Consider the following 19,174-nt stretch of genomic DNA (forward strand, 5'->3'; position numbering starts at 1 on the left):
CCGGAGCTAGCCTCGTCGCATGTCCACGAGCCAGGCCCTTTCGGCGCCGATCCGGCTGCCTGGTGCGCTCGCTGCGCTCGGCCGGCTGCTCCGCGGCGTGAGGTCCCGTCGACGTGGGTGCACGGTCTTCGTGGTGGTCACCTGCCTGCTGAGCTCGTCGCTCGCGGTGTCCCTGGCCGACAGCCGCCGGCTGGCCGCGGCCGGCCTCCCGCCCGATACCCCGCTGTCCGACAGACTGGCGCTCGCGTTCCTGGCCGGTGCCGCCGTGGCTGTCTCCATGACCTGGCGGCGCCGGTGGCCGTTATGGGTGACGATGGGTGCGGCGGCCGCCGCGCTGCTCTTTCCGCTGGATGTGCTCGGCCTGTTGATCGGCCTCACCCACGTCGTGGCTCGCCTTCGCGGCAGGGCCGTGTGGGCCGGAGGGCTCGCGGCCGGCCTGGGCACCACGGCGTCCGTATGGCGTGATGCCCACGGCCACGCGCCGGGCACCTCGTTCTGGGGTGACGTTTTCGTCGGGTCCTCGGCTTCCGGCGCCACGTCCACGGCCCTCAGCTGGTGGGCGCAGGGCCTCATCGTGGTCGTGCTGGTCGCTCTGTCGGTCGGCGCAGGCCTCTTCTTGCGCACGCGACGCGACCTGCAGGCGACCCGTGCCGAGCAGCGCACCGATCGCGATGCGGTCGGGCGGCTCAGCGAGGAGATGGGCCGCCAGGCGGAGCGCGAGCGGATCGCCCGCGAGGTGCACGATGTCCTCGGGCACCGGCTGTCGCTGCTCTCGCTGCACGCCGGAGCCCTGGAGGTGGCCGCCGGCGAGGACCCACGCGTGCGCCACAGCGCCTCGCTCGTCCGCGAGGGCGCCCAACAGTCCATGGACGACCTGCGCTCCCTGCTGTCAGTCCTACGCGACCCCAGCCAGAGCGAGAGTGTGCATCCCACGCCCTCCCTCGCCGAGCTGCCCCGAGTGATCGAGGAGAGCATGAGCGGAGGCATGCAGGTCCAGTCGACGGTCTACCTCGACGGCGCAGCGCGAGCGAGCCACCAGTTGGCCCGGGCGGTCTACCGGATCGTGCAGGAGATGTTGACCAACGCCCGCAAACACGCGCCGGGCGCTCCGGTCCGACTGCGTGTCGAGGGTGACGACCGGCACGGCATACGGATCGAGGCCGCCAACTACCTGGTGGCACAGTCTGGCTCGGTGCGCCCGGGTCAGGAGCGCCACGGGACGGACGCACCGCCCCACGGTCGAGGTGCCGGGCTCGCGGGCATCGCGGAGCGGGCCGCCCAGCTCGACGGAGAGTCGCGGCACGGCGTGGACGCACTGGGGGTCTTCCGGGTAGAGGTGTGGCTGCCCTGGACCGGCGGCGTGCAGAGCCTTGGTGAGGACAAGGAGGTGACCCGTGCAGGGTGATGAGCGGCCGCTCCGTGTGCTCCTGGTCGATGACGATGCCCTGGTCTGCCAAGGCCTCGAGCTGATGCTGTCCACCGCTGACGACCTCGAGGTGGTCGGGGCGGTCCACGACGGCGACGGGGTGGTCGAGGCGGTCCACCGGCATGCCCCCGACGTGGTGCTGCTCGATGTGCGGATGCGACGGCAGGACGGGATCACCGCCACACGATCGCTGCGTCGGCTGGCGGATCCCCCGAAGATCATCGTGCTGACCACCTTCGACCACGACGAGGTCATGCTGCGCGCCGTGGAGGCGGGCGCCGACGGCTTCCTGTTGAAGACGGCTTCGCCGGCCGAGATCCTCGCTGCCGTCCGGAATGTCGCGGCCGGAGGCGGAGCGGTTTCCCCGGGCAGCGCCCGACAGCTCTTCCACCACGTGCGCCACGACCCCTCCGCGCTTGCCCGCCGGTCCGCTCAGGCCGCGATGGTCACGCTGACGGCCAGGGAGCGTGAGGTGGTCCGCGCCGTCGCCCGCGGGCTGTCCAACGCGCAGATCGCGGCCGAACTTTTCGCGAGCGAGGCGACGGTCAAGACGCACCTGGCTCACGCGCAGGCCAAGCTCGGCTGTTCCGGCCGAGTCGAGGTGGCCGTCCTGGTCGAGCGCTCGGGGCTGCTCGCCGGTGTGGGCAGCTGACGGCATCGCAGTCGGCCGTAGGACGGTCGCCGCACCGCCGGTTGGCCGGTCTCGGCGAGTGGACCGATGCGTGCGCGTGTAGGCGCCGCGTCTACTGTGCTTTGGGTGAACGAGATCCGCAGGGCACGCACGAACGATGTGCGGGCCATCCGTGCGCTGGTCCAGCCGTTGGCCGAGACGAGGGTGCTCGTCGCGAAGGACGCGGTCACCTACTACGAGGCGCTGCAGGAGTTTCGGGTCGTCGAGGACGACCGCGGGAAGCTGATCGGGTGTGGCGCGCTGCACGTGATGTGGGAGGACGTGGCCGAGGTGCGCACCCTTGCGGTGGATCCGTCGGTCACCGGGCGGGGCATCGGCGGAAAGCTGCTCGAGACGCTGCTCGAAGACGCACGCGAGCTCGGGGTCGACCGGGTGTTCTGTCTGACCTTCGAGGTCGACTTCTTCACCAGGCACGGATTCACGACGATCGACGGGCAGGCCGTCGACCCGGAGGTCTACGGGCAGCTGCTGCGCTCGTATGACGAGGGCGTGGCCGAGTTCCTCGACCTGGACCGGGTGAAGCCCAACACCCTCGGGAACACCCGGATGCTGCGCATCCTCTGACGCTTCCTCGTTCGGGCATGCCTCGGTGCCCGCCCGTGCTGGCAGCGACCCCGACTGCGGGCAGCGCGCCGCCGTTTCGCCGCCGTCGAGCCAGTGGGTGACCGGGTGCCGGGCGGCCGAGTGGTCGGTCAGCGGCGACGCGACTGGTAGATGCGTCGGACGACGTCCTCGATGTCAGGTTCTTCGACTGACAGGTCGCGCACCTCACAGACATCCGACACGCCGGCCAAAACGGCTGCGGCTGTGGTTGATTCGGGGTCGAAGGCTAGTCGCTGCCGCAGCCCGTCCCCCTCGCTGCCCAGGTGCACGGCACCCGGTATGTCAGTCAGGTCACCCGTCGGCTCGGCCAGGTCGACGACGAGGACCCGCTGGGCGCCGACGGTTGCGCCCAGACCGGCGAGCGTGCCGTCATAGGCCAGGGCACCGCGGTCGACGACGAGCACCCGGTCGCAGAGCCGCTCGATGTCGCCCATGTCGTGCGTCGTGAGCAACAGGGTGGTGCCGCGGGTGGCGCGCTCGTGGATGAGGAACTCGCGCAGTCGTTGCTTGGACAGGACGTCCAGCCCGATCGTCGGTTCGTCGAGGATCAGCAGCTCGGGGGAGTGCAACAGGGCGGCGGCGATCTCGGCGCGCATCCGCTGCCCGAGCGAGAGCTGGCGGACCGGGGTGTCCAGGGTCTCGGCCATCTCCAGTTGCTCGACGAGTTCGGCTGTGCGGCCGCGGGCCTCGTCCGGCCCGAGTCGGTGGATCGCTGCGAGGATGGCGAACGACTCGCGCAGCGGCAGGTCCCACCACAGCTGCGAACGTTGACCGAAGACCACGCCGATCCGGCGTGCCAGCTCCCGACGGCTCGTCAACGGGTCCAGCCCGCAGGTGCGCACGCTTCCGGCTGTGGGCACCAGGATGCCGGTGAGCATCTTGATCGTCGTCGACTTGCCGGCGCCGTTGGCCCCGATGTAGCCGACCGCCTCCCCGGGCCGCACCGTGAACGTCATCGCGTCGACAGCGGTCACGGTGGAGCGTTCGCGCAGCAGCCGCCGGCGCGAGGCCACAGGTCGGCCGGATGCACGCATCCTCGCTGACTTCCGCCGCACCACGAACTCCCTGGTGAGGTCGTGCACCTCGACGATCGGACCGATCGCTCCGTCTCGCAACGCAGTCGCGTGCTGACTCATCCGCCGCCTCCCTGGTAGTGCCGGGTGCCCCATCGCCAGAGGGTCAGGGCGAGTGCCCACACCCAGGCCGCGGCGAGCGGGAGCAGCCAGGCCAGCCAGGTCGGCAGTCCGGCAGGCCCCGGCAGGTCGAGGATCGCGAGCGTGGGCAGGTATGCCGTGAAAGCGACCGGGACGAGATAGCCGAAGATCATCTTCAGCGGCGTCGGGAAGATCGAGGCCGGCTGGCTGGAGGCGTAGGACCCGCCGTAGGTGAACGAGTTCGTCAGCTCCGCCCCGTTGATGAGGAAGAACTGCAGGCTCGCCGCGCACACGAACAGCCCTGCGAAGATGGCGGTCCCGAAGACGATGGCCATCGGCAGCATCGCCCTGGTGGCCAGGGACCAGTCCACGTCGCACCGCACCAGGCCGGCGACCAGGGCGGTCGCCGCCACGCCGATCCGGGACAACCGGCGCAGCGAGAACTCGCACGTCATCAGTTGCGCCAGCACTGGTTGCGGCCGCAGGTAGAAGGCGTCGAGGGTGCCCATGCGCACGAAGGTCGGCAGCCCGTCGATGTGCCCGACCAGCAGGTCGGCGAGGGAGAAGGCGAGGTTGGACAGCCCGAACACCAGCAGTATGGCGTTGAAGTCGAGCCCGCCGAGCACCTGGACGTTGTGGAAGATGACCCACACCTCGGCGAACTCGGTCAGGCCGACGAGCAGGGAGCCGAACAGGTCGAGCAGGAAGGACGCGCGGTAGGAACGTTGCGCTCGGATCCGCGAGCCGATGACAGCGGCGTATGGCGTGTGCCAGGTCCCGTGCAGTGGTCGCCTGGTGCGCGGCGCGAGGTCAGCCACCCTGTACCTCCAGCTTGCGACGACCGGCCGTCGTGAGGACCCGGCCCAGGGCACCGATCACGAGGACCCAGAAGGCCTGGATCACGAGGAGCTGCACCGAGTCCCAGCCGGTCACCCGTCCCGACAACACATCGATGGGGCTCTGCAGGATGGACGGAAAGGGGGTGGCGTGCGCCAGCGCGGACAACCATCCGGGGAAGATGTGCACCGGCACGTAGAGCCCCGCGAGGAAGGTGGCGGTCACGCCATACAGGGAGCGCACCCCGCGCGTCTCGACGAGCCAGAAGCCGAGGACGTTGACGGCATACCGGCACAGGAAGGACACCGTCACGGCGAGCACGATGCTGACCACACCCAGCAGGTAGGGCAACGCGGTCTCCGGCATCGTGAGCCCCACGGTCAGCGCGCCGACGAGGACGCTTGGGAGCCCTCGCGGGATGAAGGTGTATGCCGCCCGGCCCAGGTCGGCCGCGAGATAGGTCGCCTGCACGTCCACCGGGCGGGTGAAGTCGATCGCGATGTCGCCGTTCTTGATGCGGTCGCCGATCTCCGACGGGGCGAAGCCCAGCTCCACGGCGCCGAGCAGGCCCTGCGAGAGCCAGACGTAGGCGCTGATGCCGTCCTGGTCGTAGCCAGACAGCTCGCCCCCCGCGGCAGCCACGGCGGCGAACAGGATCGCGGCCCGGATGAACCCGAAGACGACGTTGGTGGTGAGCCCGGCCAGCATGGCGAGCCGGTAGTTGGCCTGCTTGCGGAACCCCGCCCTGGTCAGCTGCCAGTAGGCGGAGAGGTCCGGGCGCACAACCGCAAGAACCTAGTCGGGCTCGGAGGCTGGCGCAAGCGGATGTGCCGGGCAGGCGGACCCAGGGCGCGCATCCGGGCAGGATGCCCCGGTGGGGCGTAGCCTCCCGGGCATGGATGGAGCCGATTACATCATCGTCATGGGGGTGTCCGGGTCGGGGAAGACCACGGTCGCCAAGGGGATCGCCGAGCGCATGCATTGGGATTTCGCCGAGGGTGACGACTTCCACTCCGAGGCCAACGTCGCCAAGATGCACTCGGGCCACCCCCTCACCGATGAGGATCGGTGGCCGTGGCTGCGGTCGATCGGAGACTGGATCAATGAGCGCGAGAAGCAGGGCACCAGCGCAGTGCTGACCTGCTCGGCCCTCAAGCGGGTCTACCGCGATCTCCTGCGGGAGGGGCGTCCGGGCGTGCGGTTCTGCCACGTAGAGGTCGACGCCGAGCTCATCGCCAAGCGGCTCGCGGCGCGTCAGGGCCACTACATGCCTCCGTCATTGCTGCCGAGCCAGCTGGCCGCGCTGGAACCGCTGGAGCCGGACGAACCCGGAGCCACCGTGTCCGCGGCGCCCACACCGGAGGAGGTTGTGGACAACGCTATGAAGGCTCTGGGTCTTCACGAGGGAGGGAACCAACGATGACGACCACCTACGCCCTGCACCTACTGGCTGCGGACGACAAACCGCTCAGCAGCGCCGGCAACGGTCAGCTGATCGCGGCGGCGCTGCTCGGCATCGCGACCGTCGTGGTGCTCATCGTGTGGGCGAAGTTCCATCCCTTCATCGGGCTGATCCTCGGCACGGCCGTTCTCGGCGCGGTGGCCGCGGTCGCGCCCGGCGACATCGTGACGAGCTTCGTCGACGGTCTCGGCTCGACCTTTGGCGCGGTCGGCCTGTTGATCGCGTTGGGCGCCATGCTCGGCAAGCTGCTCGCCGACTCGGGCGGCGCCAACCAGATCGTCGACAGCATCATCGCCCGGGTGGGGCCGAAGACCCTGCCGTGGGCCATGGCGCTGATCGCGGCGATCATCGGGCTGCCGATGTTCTTTGAGATCGGTGTCGTCATCCTGGTGCCGATCATCCTCCTGGTCGCCCGCGAGACCGGAGTCTCGTTGATGAAGGTGGGGATACCGGCCCTGGCCGGCCTGTCCATCCTGCACGGCCTGGTCCCGCCGCACCCCGGCCCGGAGACGGCGATCAGCCTGCTGCACGCGCCGCTCAGCTACACCCTGATCTTCGGGCTGATCATCGCGGTGCCGACGCTGATCCTCGCCGGGCCGCTGCTCGCGCCGCTGATGGACCGGCTCGTGCCCGTGCACGTCGGCGCCGACGGCAACGCGCGCTCCGGCGTCGCGGCCGACCAGCAGCCGGACGCCGACTCGAGCGCCACCGCCGACATCTCCGGCGACGAGCCGGGCGGGACCGAGGCAGGGGACGGGCAGGTAGCCGCGGGCGCGACCCGCCGGCCCAGCTTCTGGGGCGCGATCATCAGCGTGGCGCTGCCCGTCCTGCTGATGCTGGTCAAGGCGGTCGGGGACCTCACCCTTGACGAGGGCACAGGCGGCCGGGACTTCGTGGACTTCATCGGTGAGCCGTCGGTCGCGCTGCTCGCCGGCGTGCTGGTGGCGATGCTGGCCGTGGGCCGGGCGTCCGGGATGCCCCGGGCCAAGATCCACCAGTCGCTCGGATCCGGGCTGCCGGGTGTCGCCTCGATCATGCTGATCGTGGCCGCGGGCGGCGGGTTCAAGACGGTGCTGTCCGACTCGGGCGTGTCCGAGGTCATCGCGGGCTACGCCAAGGACTCCCACATGTCGGTGCTGCTGCTCGGGTGGCTGGTAGCCGTAGCGATCCGGCTGGCAACCGGCTCGGCGACCGTGGCGACGGTCACAGCCGCGGGCATCGTGGAGCCACTGGGGCAGACGCTCGACCAGCCGCACCTTGCGCTGCTCGTGCTCGCCGTCGGGGCGGGTTCGCTCTTCTTCAGCCACGTCAACGATGCCGGGTTCTGGCTGGTGAAGGAGTACTTCGGACTCACCGTGTGGCAGACCATCAAGTCCTGGTCGGTCATGGAGACGGTGATCTCGGTGGTCGCGCTGATCTGCGTCCTGATCATCGGCACGATCATCTAGCCCCACCCGACGTCGAGGTGGCCGGGACGGCACTCCGCAGGAGCGCGGTCGTCACGTGTGACCCGAGAGCGCGGTAGGCCTCGAACTCATCGGCGTCGTAGAGTTGCTGCACGGTGCTGTCGATCGGGAACGTGGGGTGCGCCTGGCGGTAGGCCTGCACGTCCCACGGCGCGTCGTCCGGGACGGCGAGCTTGCCGTAGACGAGGTGGTGGGGGTTCCCCGGATCATCCGGATAGCAGAACGTGCCGAGCACCGTTGCGGTTTGGCTCAGTCCGTCCGGCGACGGGGAGATCGCACGCGGGTCGATGTCGACCTGCACACCGCAGTCGGTGCGCGCCAGGGCCACCGCCTGACCGAGGGTGTCGTAGCGTCCGGCCCCGTCGGCCGAGGCGTCGAGCACGATGACCAGGTCGGGGCGCCGGCGCAGGGCCTCCACCAGACCGAGGTTCTCGTAGTGTCCGCCGTCGGTGACGTAGAGCCAGCGACCGTTCAGGTGCATGCGACCGAATGCCTCGGCGAACAGCCGGGTGAGGTCCGGCTGCCGGAGCCGGCGCACGGCCTCGTCGCGCAGCCTCCCGGGCAGCGAATCGCTGGCGCGGTCGTCGGCAGCGTCCCCGGCGTGAGCGTGCAGCCACCACGGCGGACGGACCCAGAGGCCGAGGCGCACGTTGGCCAGCGTGAACAGCAGCCGGTGGGACAGTCGGGTCATCTTGCCCATCACGGGGGAGACCGCCGCACCGCTGACCGCGACCGCATCGAAGAGCGTGAACAGGTCGCGGTCGCGGACCGAGCCGTGGTGCTCTCTGCGCTCGAACGTCCGCGTGTCGATCCGGTGGCGGCTGACCGCGTCGGAGGCACAGGACGCCGCGGTGCTCAGACCGACGTCGGCGGGGGTGAAGGTGAACGACACGGCCCTGCGGCCCGGGGGCAGGCTGCCGGTCTCGGTGCAGTTGGCCGCCGCGCAGACCACCAGCTCGGGGCCCGTGTCCTTCAGGCTGGACAACGGGGTCGCGGCGGCGGCGCGGACTCCTGCCGGGCCGCCCCGCACGACCGCGTAGGCGGCCGCCAGCCGGTCGCGGTAGAACCCGTGCAGGGAGGTCTCGTTGACGTCCACGAACAGCTTGATCGCGAGGAGCAGCAGCAGCGCGTAGCCGGTCAAGGCCGGTGGCGAGCTCCACAGCGGGTCGGAGAGCAGCGGGGCGGCGTTGGCAGCGCCGACCCACCGCAGGAAGAGCAGGCCGAACACGGTGACCACCAGGGCGGCCCCGACCCAGGGCAGCAGCTGATGCCTCAGCCAGTCGGCGGCCCTGCCGACGGTCGCGCCGATCAGGCTGCTACGACGCAGATCTCGCTCGACCACCTGCACCCGGCCGAACACGGTCCGCGCCATCAGCGCGAGCGCCGACACGAAGGCCGCCAGGCCGCCGAACCGCTGTCCGTTGCCCCGACCGCTCGCGCCGTTCGCCGACGCCATCGCGGCGTCGCCGGCCCCCGCACCGCAGGCCGGCTCCGGTGCAGCGCCGTTCTGCCCGGTGACGATCGCTCGGCATCCGGCACCGGAGGAGAAGCCGAGGGTGCGGGCGACCGTGCCGACCGCGGTGTCCTGGCGACCCACGCCGTAAAGGCCCTGCACGGCATACGGCGTGCCGATGACCAGCAGCGCCGACAGGACCGCCGACAGGGCGAGGACGCCGGCGACCCGCCCCCGCGGCGGTGGGGCGTCGGTGCCGCCGGGGGATTCCTTGGCGGTGCCACCACGGGTCAGGCGGGAAACCAGGACCGTTGCGACAGCGAGGGCCACCGGAGCCCACACCCAGGCCCCCAGACTGACCACCGGGTGCTCCGCGCCGGTGCCGTGCAGGACCCCTGTCGCACGCAACAGCCAGCCGACCACGTGGGCCACGGCGTAGAGCAGGGCGCTGACGAGCAGGACGTTGACGAGCACGCCACGCAGCAGATGGCCGAGACCGCCGAGCGCGACCCGCCAGTCCTCCATCAGGTAGCGCGTGTGGTCGCGCAGGTGCGACTCCTCGGGAGAGCCCAGGGCGTAGGCCTTGGGCGTGGCCGGTCTCGACCCCTCCCGTTGCCCAGCCCCGCTCTGCTCTCCGTCCGCGCGCTGTTGCACGGCGTCGTCGACCTGCTCGGCGAGGGCATGTTCGGCAAGGGCGTGTGCCGCTGCGATGTAGGAGCCCCCGGAGACCGCGGTGATCGTGCGGACCCGTCGGTAGACGTCGTCGTGCTCCTGCAGGGTCTGCAGCGCGCCCAGGTTGAACGCGGCGGACCGGATGCCGCCACCCGAACAGCACACCGCGATGCGGGCGCCGCTCGGCAGCGCGTCGAACACGGTGCGAGGCGGGGCTGGCGCCTGCGGTCGGGTCGGGACGGGGATCCGCACGGCCGGAGTGTGCTTCCGGGCGCGCCGGGGTGCGAGGAGAGAGGGGCTCGCCATGGTGGGACCTGCTTCCGGGGACCGGCGGCCGGAGGCCGTCGCGATCGCTGATGCCGGTGAGGAGGCGGCTCGGCGGTCGCTGATACCTGCGGCCGGCTAGGTCGGCAACCGGAAGCGGCCACCGGCCAGAGGCTCCACCAGCCCGTCGGCGACCAGCCCGTCCAGGCACCGAGCCCGCTGCCGCCCGTCATCGGGCCAGGCGGCGGCGAGCGCCTTCGCGCCCACCGGTCGGTCCGACTCGCGCAGCACCGCCAGCAGTGCCCCTCGCACCTGACGATCCGTGCCGTGCCACTTCTGCGTGCGTCGCGCGGGGCCGTCGTATGCCGGGTGGCCGGCCAGGCGCCAGGCGCACAGCTGCGCGACGGGGCAGTCGCCGCAGCGCGGCGCGCGTGCCGAGCAGACCAGGGCGCCGAGCTCCATCACCGCGACGTTCCACCGGGCCGCCTGCCCGTCGTCGTCCGGCAGGAGGGAGGTGGCCAGGTCGGTCTCGGCGCGGCTGAGGGAGGGCGCGGGGCAGGCCGCACCCTGGACGACCCGGACCAGGACCCGGCGGACATTGGTGTCGACGACGGTCGCGCGCTGCCCGTGGGCGAAGCTGGCGACCGCGGCGGCCGTGTAGGTGCCGACGCCCGGCAGGGCCCGCAGGTCGGCCTCGTCCAGGGGCACCTCGCCCTGGTGCCGTCCCACGATCGCGGCAGCGGCCTGGTGCAGGCGGAGCGCCCGGCGTGGGTAGCCCAGGCGACCCCACGCGCGCACTGCCTCCCCGGCTGGTGCGGCCGCCAACGCTGCGGGGCTCGGCCAGCGCGCCATCCACTCCCGCCAGACCGGTTCGACCCGGGCGACCGGGGTCTGCTGCAACATCACCTCGGACACCAGGACCGCCCAGGGTGAGGCGTCGTCGCGGCGCCAGGGCAGGTCTCGCGCGGACACGGCATACCAGCGCAGGAGGGCGTCGTGCAGTGCTGCGGCAGAGGCGGATCGGGCCACGGAGCGGTGCGGCCGATCAGACGTAGCGCTCGAGGATGCTCGACTCGGCGAGCCGGGACAGCCCCTCGCGCACGGCGCGGGCCCGGCCCTCGCCGACCCCCTCGACGGCCATCAGGTCCTCGATGTTGGCAGCCAGCAGCTTCTGCAGGTTGTCGAAGTGCTCGACCAGCCGGTCGACGATCGCCCCGGGCAGGCGGGGGACCTTGGACAGCAGTCGGTAGCCCCGGGGACTCACCGAGGAGTCGAGGGAGTCGCCGACGATCGCGAAGCCGAGGGCCTTGGCGCCGGCAGCGAGGTCGAGCAGCTCGGTGGACGACAGCTCCTGCATGTTGTGCAGGACCTGGTCGACGGAGTTCAGCTGGCGCGCGGCGCCCAGGTAGTCGCGGATGACCAGCTCGCGGTCGTTGCCGAGCCCACCGATCAACTCCTCGAGCTGCAGGCTGAGCAGCCGTCCGTCGCTGCCGAGCTCGAGCACGTAGTCGGCGATCTCATCGCTGATCCGGCGGACCATCTCGAGTCGCTGCAGGACGCTGGAGACGTCGCGGACGGTCACCAGGTCCTCGATCTCCAGAGCGGACAGGGTGCCGGTCACCTCGTCGAGCCTGGCCTTGTAGCGCTCGAGGGTCTGCAGGGCCTGGTTGGCGCGGGAGAGGATCGCGCTGGACCCCTCGAGCACGTGTCGGCGGTTGCCGACATACAGCGCGACGATCTGCATGGACTGGCTCACGGACACGACCGGCAGGCCGGTCTGCTTGGCGACCCGCTCGGCGGTGCGGTGCCGGGTGCCCGACTCGGTGGTCTCGATGGTCGGGTCTGGCAACAGCTGGGTTGCGGCCCGCAGGATCCGGGTCCCCTCGCGGTCGAGCACGATGGCACCGTCCATCTTCGCGAGCTCCCGCAGCCTGGTGCTGGAGAACTCGATGTCGAGCGGGAAGCCTCCGGTGGACATCGACTCGACCACCTTGTCGTGGCCGAGCACGATGAGGGCGCCGGTCCGGCCGCGCAGGATGCGTTCGAGGCCGTCGCGCAGCGCGGTGCCGGGCGCCACAGCGGCCAGCGTCGCGCGCAACAGCTGGTCGTCGCTCAGTTCCACGGTGAGACCCCTCGAGTTCGGTGTGCCAGGGGACGAATGCCCTGACCGGAGTCTAACCGCGCACCCTTTCGGTGTCGGTCACCACGCGGGCACCTCGGCTCCGCTGCGAAGCCAACAGACAGCGGGACGGGCCCGGCGGCACGAAGCGCCGGGCCCGTCCGGTGGAGCGGGTTGGTCAGTCTCCGGCCACGGCGTCCAGCCACGCCTCGCCGTCGGGCACGCCGATGCCGGTGACGTCGTCGTAGCCGGGGCGGACGTGGATCGTCAGCGACTCGTCCCGGTCGAACCAGCGGGCGGAGTAGACGTAGCCGTCGCTGGCGTCGACGCCGTTGACGAAGTCGGAGCGGACGTCACCGGGGTAGGCGTCGCGTTCCGCCTTGGTGATGTCGATGCTCTGGGCTCCCGCCGTCGCGTACAGCGTGGGGTTGGCGAGGCCGAAGTTGTGCCCGGCCTTCTGGACCGCGAGGGCGAACATGCCGGCGTAGAGCGGTGAGGCCAGCGAGGTGCCGCCGATGCGGTACTCCGAGTAGGCGTCGTGACCGTCGGGGAAGCGCTGCGTCTCACCGACGAGCATGCCCGTGTTCGGGTCGCCCAGCGCTGCGACGTCCGGGACCGCCCGCATCGCCGGACCACCGTAGGTGTTCGCGATCGACGCCGGGACGACTCCCGCCTGGTAGGACGGCTGGGCGAACAGGCGGGACGTTCCGCCGCCGCTGCCGTACAGGTAGGCCGGGTCGCTCCACGTCGGCGGGGTGGTGCTGTTGAGCGTGCTCTTGGTGGTCTCCCAGCCGAGCTCGAAGACCCGGCTGTTGGTCTTCGACACGCCTGCCGAGGTGCCGCCGACGGCGGTCACCCACGGGCTCGAAGCGGGCCAGTCGGGCGTCGGGGTCGCGCCGGCCACACCGAAGGTCTCGTCTCCGGAGTCACCCGAGGAGAAGAACAGCGAGATGCCCTCGGCCGCGGCCTGGATCTGGGTGTCGACCTGCGGCTTGATGTAACCGGGCGGCAGCGACTCGCCGGCGTATCCGTAGGAGTTGCTCACGATGTCGGCCAGGTGCTTGCTGACCACCTTGTTCATGATCGCGTCCATGTCGCGGTAGTTGTTGGGCGCCCCGATGTAGGCGATGTTGGCGCCGGGGGCCATGGTGTGCACCGCCTCCACGTCCAGCGTCTCCTCACCGGCCCAGCCCTCTGGATCGTGGGCCGGGTTCTCCGGGTGCTGAGAGGTGCCGGGGGCGGCGTACTGGCGGAACTGCCCCTTCGTGAAGGTCGGTATGCCGTGCCTGCTGAAGTAGGTGTTGGCGTCCGACTCGATGGTCGGCGAGGCGTAGGCGTCGATGATGCCCACCGTGACACCGCTGCCGTCGTTGCCTGCCGCGATGGCGTCGGTCATGCCGTAGAGGCCCTGCAGCTGCGCGCCCGAGTACCCGCAGGGGGCGAAGGCGCTGGGGCTGTTTGGCAGCTCGGTGCCGTCGGGCGTGGCGGTGTTGTCGACCGTCTTCTGGCCCCAGTAGGTGGAGCAGGGTCCGGCGTTGCGGAACACCGGCGGTGGAGGCGTCGGCTTGTTGGGGCGGACGAGGGTCTGGGACTCGTCGAGCCCCACCACAGCCTGGACCTGGGTCAGCTTCGAGGGGACCTGCAGCGGCGAGGTGTTCGAGCGCACCGTCCGTCCCTGCGTCGAGTACTCGGCGAACGATGTGGCGAAGGTCTTGCTGGCCTGGGCCAGGGTGCCGGTGGCCTCAACATACTTGCGGTTGCTCGGCACGCCCGTGACGCGGAAGCCCTGGCTCTGCAGCCAGGAGGAGACGGTGTTGACGTCTGACTGGCTCGGGGAGAAGCGCGCGCGGTACTGCGCGGTCGTGAGGAACTTGCCGTAGAGGGCGTTGCCCGGCGTGGAGACGGCCCGGGCGTAGGCGGCCGCGGCCGCTCCGCCGCGGTTGTTCAGGTAGACGCGGAAGGTGACCGACTGGGACGCGGACACCGAGCCGACCCGGTGCGTCGCAGTGGCCCACGAGGGGACGCTGCCGGGCAGCGAGTGGGACGACGAGGGCGCCGAGACGGCGACGCCGGCGGTGGCGGCAACCAACGCGGCTGCGCCGGCGACGGCACACACAGTGCGGGGAAGACGGGACACGGGACCTCCAGGGTAGGGACAAGAACTGCCGGCCCGGCCCCCGGGTTTTCCAGGCTCAGTCAGTTGACACCCGTGCGAGTCCGGACTGCCAGTGACAAATGTCATGGATATGTCACCGGTGCGCGAAGAGCCGACCGACCTGACCACCAGCCCGCAGGCCGCGCCCGCCAAGGGTGCGTGCGGGCTAACCGGTCAGCAGCGAGACCGCCTGCCGGATGTCGGAGACCTCCCGCACGTCCATGCCCTCCGGGGTGGGGCCGGTGCCGAGCGACCCCCGGGGCACGACCGCCCGGCGAAAGCCGATGCGCGCCGCCTCGGACAGCCTCCGGGGTATGCCGGTGACCGCACGGATCTCGCCTGCCAAGCCGACCTCGCCCATCGCGATCGTGCCCTGGGGCAGTGGCGTGTCGGTGATCGATCCGACCATCGCCAGGGCGACGGCCAAGTCTGCGGCCGGTTCGGCCAGGCGGACGCCGCCGACCGTCGAGACGTAGCAGTCGGACTGCCGCACGCGCTGATTCGCCCGACGGTCGAGGACCGCGAGGATCATGGCGATCCTCGTGCCGTCCAGCCCGCTCGTGGTGCGGCGAGGCGAGGGGGCGTTGGTCTCGACGAGCAGCGCCTGGACCTCCGTGACCAGGGGGCGGCGGCCCTCGAGGGTGACCGTGACGCAGGTGCCGGGTACGACGAGGTCGCGGCTGGTGAGGAAGAGCCCGCTCGGATCGGGCAGCCCCACGATGCCCACGTCGGACAGGTCGAAGCAGCCGACCTCGTCGGTCGGGCCGTAGCGGTTCTTGACCGCGCGCACGAGCCGCAGCCGGGAGTGCCGGTCGCCCTCGAACTGCACGACCACGTCCACCAGGTGCTCGAGCACCCGCGGCCCTGCGATGGACCCGTCCTTGGTGACGTGCCCGACCAGCAGCACCGCGATGCCGCGAGCCTTGGCCACCTGGATGAGCGAGGCCGCGACCTCGCGCACCTGGCCCACGTTGCCGGCCGCGCCCTCCACGTCGCCGCTGGAGATGGTCTGGACGGAGTCGACGATCACGAGGTCGGGCCGGGTCGACTCGATCTGGCCGAGGACGGTGGCCAGATCGGTCTCGGCGGCCAGGAAGAGGGTGCGGGCCATCGCCTCGATGCGCTCGGCACGGACCCGCACCTGGGCCGCCGACTCCTCGCCGCTCACGTAGAGCACGGTCTGCCCACCGCGTCCGGCCCGGGCCGCGACATCGAGCAGCAGGGTCGACTTGCCGATGCCGGGCTCCCCGGCCACCAGCACGACCGCGCCGGGCACGAGCCCGCCACCGAGCACCCGGTCGAACTCGCCCACACCGGTGGAGCGCGCCTCGGCCCGCCGCGCGTCGACGTCGCCGATGGGGATGGCCGGACGCTCGACCCTGGTCGCCGCCGTGGTGCGGACGGTGACGGCGCCGATCTCGCTGACCGTGCCCCAGGCCTGGCACTCGCCGCACCGACCGACCCACTTGATCGCGGTCCACCCGCACTCCGAACAGCGGTAGGCGTTCGTCTTCGCCGTCGACTTGGATGCCATGGAGCCCAACCTAGGGCCCCGCCCCGACACTGCTGGCGTGGCCACTGGGTCGAACCGGGCCGGGCAGCGATGCGTCAGAAGGTGCGGTGCCAGAGGTTGACGGCGTAGTCGACGCCGGCGCCGTCGTGGTGGGCGAGGATCCAGTCGGCCACAGCGGGGCTGAACTCGATCCGGACGACCGCCTCGAAGTCCTCCCGCGAGCCGAACGCCCAGCGCATGTCGACTCGCTCGCGCGACCAGCCATGCCGCGCCCAGAAGCGTTCCACCGCAACGGGGTCGTAGGCCGGCCACGCCCGCAGGAACCACGACCCGAAGGTCGACCGGGTCGCGTCGTTGTCGATGACGTATGCCGTGCCGCCCGGAGCCAGCACCCGCTCCACCTCGGCGAGCCCCGGCTCGCATCCCGGACCGAAGAAGTAGGCCCACCGGGCATGGACGATGTCGACGCTCGCGTCCGGCAGAGGGACGTCCTGGGCCGCGCCCGCCCGCACCTCCACCGATGGGAGGTCGCGGACGCGCTCCCGGGCTCGCGCGACGAGCGGTGGGTGCGGCTCGACCCCGACGACGGTCGCCGCGTCAGCAGCGAAGAGCGGCAGGTGGAACCCGGATCCACAGCCGAGGTCGAGCACCCGCCGACCCGACCAGCCGTGGACCGATCGCATCGCGGCGAGGATCGCGCCGTCGGGGTCGACGCCGCGGTTCTCGATCTCGTAGACATCCGGCGAGTTCCAGATGTTCGGGCTCGGGACGGCCGCCTCCTTGGGTGCAGCCTGCGCCGGCTCGGTCACCGCTTCGGGCGCCGGCCCGACTTCGAGCCGGACTTGCGCGCGGATTCCGGTGTGGCAGCTTCGCTTTCGCCGCTCTGCCGCTCGCGGGCCTCCTGCTCAGCCAGCAGTGTGGCGGGGTGCACGAGCAGTGGCAGCAGCTTGCGGGTGCCGTTGCTGCGAGCTGCCTTGACCTGCGCGAGGTGCGTCTCGCAGTGGAGGACCAGCTCGTCATACGCCGCCTGGCCCATCAACTCGACGAGCTCGGCCTCGTTGCCGCGGAAGACCGGCTCCTTGCCGACGTGCGCCTCGCTGTTGCTCGAGCAGTACCAGTCGAGGTCATGGCCGCCGGGCCCCCAGCCTCGGCGGCTGTACTCCTCGATGGTGATCTCCAGGTAGGACGTGTCGTCCGGACGCTCGACGGTGCGGTAGGTGCGCCGGATCGGCAGCTGCCAGCAGACATCCGGCTTGGTGGTGTGTGGCGGCTTGCCGTGCAGCAGGGCGTGCTGGTGCAGGGCGCAGCCGGCTCCCGCCGGGAATCCCGGCCGGTTGAGGAAGATGCACGCGCCGTCGACGACGCGCGTCTTGAGATCGCCGTCCTCCTTCTCCTTCCACTTCCCGCCCTGGCCCTGCGAGTGGTACTGCCACTCGTCCTCGCCGAGCTCAGCGACCACCTTCTTGACCCGGCGCACATCGTCCTTGTCGGAGAAGTGGGCGCCCAGGGTGCAGCAGCCGTCGTCCGGGCGGTCGGCGTAGATGCCCGCGCAGCCGCTGCCGAAGATGCAGGTCCACGACGAGGTCAGCCAGGTGATGTCACATCGGAAGCGTTGGTCGGGGTCGGCCGGGTCCGGGAACTCGACCCAGTTGCGGGCACCGTCGGAGGCGATCTCAGGCACCGTCCAACCCTAGACGGCAACCGCTCGGGGGCCCCAGCCGGTGCGGCGTCGCGCGGAGGGCAACGCCGACAGGACGTTCAGGGGACGACAGAGCCAGGAGCGCCCGGACCGCCGCATCCGACTCGCTGCTCACGTGGGTAGCGTGGCCCCATGCGACTCGGTGCGATCGACGTGGGCTCCCGCCGCGCTTCGTTGCACCTGCTCGCGACCCCCGCTCACCGATCGCCCGGCCGCTGGAGCGGGTGGCTCGAGGGGATCGCGGCATGACCATCGCGGTCACGTTGTCGACCTCCTCGGTCTACCCGGAGAACTGCGCGGCGGCCTTCGGGCTCGCCGAGCGCCTCGGCTATGACGGCATCGAGGTGATGGTGTGGACCGACGTGGTCTCGCAGGAGGCGGGGGCGTTGAAGGCGCTGTCCGAGCTCCACGGCATACCAGTGCTTTCCGTCCACGCGCCGACGCTCCTGCTGACCCAGCGCGTCTGGGGCCCGGAGCCGTGGACCAAGGTCGACAGGTCGATCCAGTTGGCCCAGTCCCTGGACGCACAGACCGTGGTGCTGCACCCCCCCTTCCGTTGGCAGAAGGAGTATGCCGTCGAGTTCGTCGAGGGGGTCGCGCGCCGCGAGGAGGAGAGTGGGATCCACCTCGCGGTCGAGAACATGTTTCCGTGGCGCGCGGGTGGCCGGGAGATGCAGGCCTACCTGCCGCACTGGGACCCGGTCGGGTTGGACTACGCCCACGTCACGCTCGACCTGTCACACACGGCCACCTCCGACTCCGACGCGATGGCGATGGCTCACGAGCTCGGGTCGCGGCTCAGCCACCTCCACCTGGCCGACGGGTCCGGGTCCAACAAGGACGAGCACCTCGTGCCCGGTCGCGGGCGCCAACCGTGCGGGCAGTTGTTGGAATCACTCGCCGACCAGGGGTTCTCGGGCTGCGTGGTGGTCGAAGTGGGCACCCGAAAGCGGTCGCGAGAGGTCCGCGAGCTCGATCTCGCGCAGGCGCTCGCGTTTGCTCGGCTCCACCTCGGAGAGGCCACTCCGTGACGCCTCGCGGCCGGCGCCCGGCGGGCGAGGACACCAGGGGCGCGATCCTCACCTCGGCCCTGGCGGAGTTCTCGGCGAAGGGCTACGACGGGGTGTCGATGCGGGCAATCGCGCGGGCCGCCGGAGTCGACCCGGCGCTGGTCCACCACTACTTCGACGGCAAGAGAGCGCTCTTCGTGGAGAGCATGGACCTGCCGGGCAACCCGGGTGAGATCCTCGTCGGCCTGGTCGACGGTCCGGTGGAGACGGCGGGGGAGCGGGTGGTGCGGGGGTTCCTCGCCGCCTGGGAGCCGCCTGAACGCCGTAGCCGACTGGTCGCGCTGCTGCGGTCGGCCCTCGTCGACGAGCAGGCGTCGGCGATGCTGCGGGAGTTCCTCATCCGTGAGGTGTTCGGCCGCGTCGCCGCCACCGCCGGGGTGCCGGACGTGCCCCTGCGCGCCAGCCTGGCTGCCAGCCAGATGATCGGGGTCGCAGTGATGCGCTACGTGTTCGTCCTCGGACCGCTGGCGGAGGCCGACGCCGAGGACCTGGTCGTCCAGCTGGCCCCGACCCTCCAGCGCTACCTCGCCGACCCCACCCTCCCCGTGCCCTGACCGATCCTGGTGGCATCCGCCGCGTCGACCCCTGGG

17 protein-coding genes are annotated in these 19,174 nt (G+C 71.1%); 7 read left to right on the plus strand and 10 right to left on the minus strand.

Features of this window, described 5'->3' with window-relative positions:
- Nucleotides 1-19: 19 nt before the first annotated feature.
- The 3 genes from FCN22_RS09850 to FCN22_RS09860 all read left to right on the plus strand — a co-directional run bounded on the left by FCN22_RS09850 (nucleotide 20) and on the right by FCN22_RS09860 (nucleotide 2,681).
- Complete coding sequence (locus FCN22_RS09850; protein ID WP_137121375.1) at nucleotides 20-1,405, plus strand: sensor histidine kinase; 1,386 nt, start codon at nucleotides 20-22, stop codon at nucleotides 1,403-1,405.
- Nucleotides 1,395-2,078, plus strand: a complete 684-nt coding sequence (locus FCN22_RS09855; RefSeq protein WP_238384647.1) for a response regulator — start codon at nucleotides 1,395-1,397, stop codon at nucleotides 2,076-2,078. Before FCN22_RS09850 ends, FCN22_RS09855 begins: the two co-directional genes overlap by 11 nt.
- A 105-nt stretch (nucleotides 2,079-2,183) precedes the next feature.
- The gene (locus FCN22_RS09860; protein ID WP_238384648.1) at nucleotides 2,184-2,681 is read left to right on the plus strand and encodes an amino-acid N-acetyltransferase; all 498 of its coding nucleotides are present in this window, start codon (nucleotides 2,184-2,186) and stop codon (nucleotides 2,679-2,681) included.
- Between the two features lie 128 nt (nucleotides 2,682-2,809).
- On the opposite strand, the gene FCN22_RS09865 is transcribed toward FCN22_RS09860, so the two are convergent.
- The 3 genes from FCN22_RS09865 to FCN22_RS09875 are packed head-to-tail and all read right to left on the minus strand — an operon-like array spanning nucleotide 2,810 to nucleotide 5,494.
- Nucleotides 2,810-3,856, minus strand: coding sequence for an ABC transporter ATP-binding protein (locus FCN22_RS09865; RefSeq protein WP_238384649.1), 1,047 nt, complete (start codon nucleotides 3,854-3,856; stop codon nucleotides 2,810-2,812).
- The gene (locus FCN22_RS09870) at nucleotides 3,853-4,692 is read right to left on the minus strand and encodes an ABC transporter permease (RefSeq protein ID WP_238384650.1); all 840 of its coding nucleotides are present in this window, start codon (nucleotides 4,690-4,692) and stop codon (nucleotides 3,853-3,855) included. The genes FCN22_RS09865 and FCN22_RS09870 overlap by 4 nt, the downstream gene beginning before the upstream one ends.
- Nucleotides 4,685-5,494, minus strand: coding sequence for an ABC transporter permease (locus tag FCN22_RS09875; protein WP_238384651.1), 810 nt, complete (start codon nucleotides 5,492-5,494; stop codon nucleotides 4,685-4,687). The genes FCN22_RS09870 and FCN22_RS09875 overlap by 8 nt, the downstream gene beginning before the upstream one ends.
- A gap of 112 nt (nucleotides 5,495-5,606) precedes the next feature.
- Here FCN22_RS09875 and FCN22_RS09880 point away from each other — a divergent pair, with 112 nt between their 5' ends.
- On the plus strand, nucleotides 5,607-6,134 hold the full coding sequence (locus FCN22_RS09880) for a gluconokinase (protein WP_137121377.1): 528 nt from the start codon (nucleotides 5,607-5,609) through the stop codon (nucleotides 6,132-6,134).
- The gene (locus FCN22_RS09885) at nucleotides 6,131-7,621 is read left to right on the plus strand and encodes a GntP family permease (RefSeq protein WP_137121378.1); all 1,491 of its coding nucleotides are present in this window, start codon (nucleotides 6,131-6,133) and stop codon (nucleotides 7,619-7,621) included. The genes FCN22_RS09880 and FCN22_RS09885 overlap by 4 nt, the downstream gene beginning before the upstream one ends.
- Here the strand turns inward: FCN22_RS09885 and FCN22_RS09890 are convergent.
- From FCN22_RS09890 to FCN22_RS09920, 7 genes are all read right to left on the minus strand, one after another.
- Nucleotides 7,614-10,016: a patatin-like phospholipase family protein gene (locus FCN22_RS09890; protein WP_162308179.1), complete on the minus strand. Its 2,403-nt coding sequence runs from the start codon at nucleotides 10,014-10,016 to the stop codon at nucleotides 7,614-7,616. The two genes, FCN22_RS09885 and FCN22_RS09890, sit on opposite strands and share 8 nt — an antisense overlap.
- A 150-nt stretch (nucleotides 10,017-10,166) precedes the next feature.
- On the minus strand, nucleotides 10,167-11,057 hold the full coding sequence (locus FCN22_RS09895; RefSeq protein ID WP_137121380.1) for an iron-sulfur binding domain-containing protein: 891 nt from the start codon (nucleotides 11,055-11,057) through the stop codon (nucleotides 10,167-10,169).
- 16 nt (nucleotides 11,058-11,073) lie between these two features.
- Nucleotides 11,074-12,150, minus strand: a complete 1,077-nt coding sequence (disA, locus tag FCN22_RS09900) for a DNA integrity scanning diadenylate cyclase DisA (RefSeq protein ID WP_137121381.1) — start codon at nucleotides 12,148-12,150, stop codon at nucleotides 11,074-11,076.
- A gap of 175 nt (nucleotides 12,151-12,325) precedes the next feature.
- Nucleotides 12,326-14,284, minus strand: a complete 1,959-nt coding sequence (locus tag FCN22_RS09905; protein WP_137121382.1) for a S53 family peptidase — start codon at nucleotides 14,282-14,284, stop codon at nucleotides 12,326-12,328.
- A gap of 184 nt (nucleotides 14,285-14,468) precedes the next feature.
- Complete coding sequence (gene radA / locus FCN22_RS09910) at nucleotides 14,469-15,836, minus strand: DNA repair protein RadA (RefSeq protein ID WP_137121383.1); 1,368 nt, start codon at nucleotides 15,834-15,836, stop codon at nucleotides 14,469-14,471.
- Between the two features lie 74 nt (nucleotides 15,837-15,910).
- A complete protein-coding gene (locus tag FCN22_RS09915) occupies nucleotides 15,911-16,624 on the minus strand; it encodes a class I SAM-dependent methyltransferase (RefSeq protein WP_238384652.1) in 714 nt (237 codons plus the stop codon).
- Nucleotides 16,621-17,496, minus strand: coding sequence for a DUF3109 family protein (locus FCN22_RS09920; protein WP_238384653.1), 876 nt, complete (start codon nucleotides 17,494-17,496; stop codon nucleotides 16,621-16,623). The genes FCN22_RS09915 and FCN22_RS09920 overlap by 4 nt, the downstream gene beginning before the upstream one ends.
- A 263-nt stretch (nucleotides 17,497-17,759) precedes the next feature.
- Between FCN22_RS09920 and FCN22_RS09925 the strand changes: the two genes are divergently transcribed.
- Together FCN22_RS09925 and FCN22_RS09930 are read left to right on the plus strand one after the other, a co-directional pair.
- Entirely contained in the window at nucleotides 17,760-18,545 is a 786-nt protein-coding gene (locus FCN22_RS09925) for a sugar phosphate isomerase/epimerase family protein (RefSeq protein ID WP_137121384.1), read from the plus strand.
- Nucleotides 18,542-19,138 carry a TetR/AcrR family transcriptional regulator gene (locus FCN22_RS09930; RefSeq protein WP_137121385.1) on the plus strand — a complete coding sequence of 199 codons (597 nt, stop codon included), beginning with the start codon at nucleotides 18,542-18,544 and terminating at the stop codon, nucleotides 19,136-19,138. The genes FCN22_RS09925 and FCN22_RS09930 overlap by 4 nt, the downstream gene beginning before the upstream one ends.
- Nucleotides 19,139-19,174 lie beyond the last annotated feature (36 nt).

It is taken from the genome of Segeticoccus rhizosphaerae, assembly GCF_005222685.1.
GTDB classification, from domain to species: Bacteria; Actinomycetota; Actinomycetes; order Actinomycetales; family Dermatophilaceae; genus Segeticoccus; species Segeticoccus rhizosphaerae.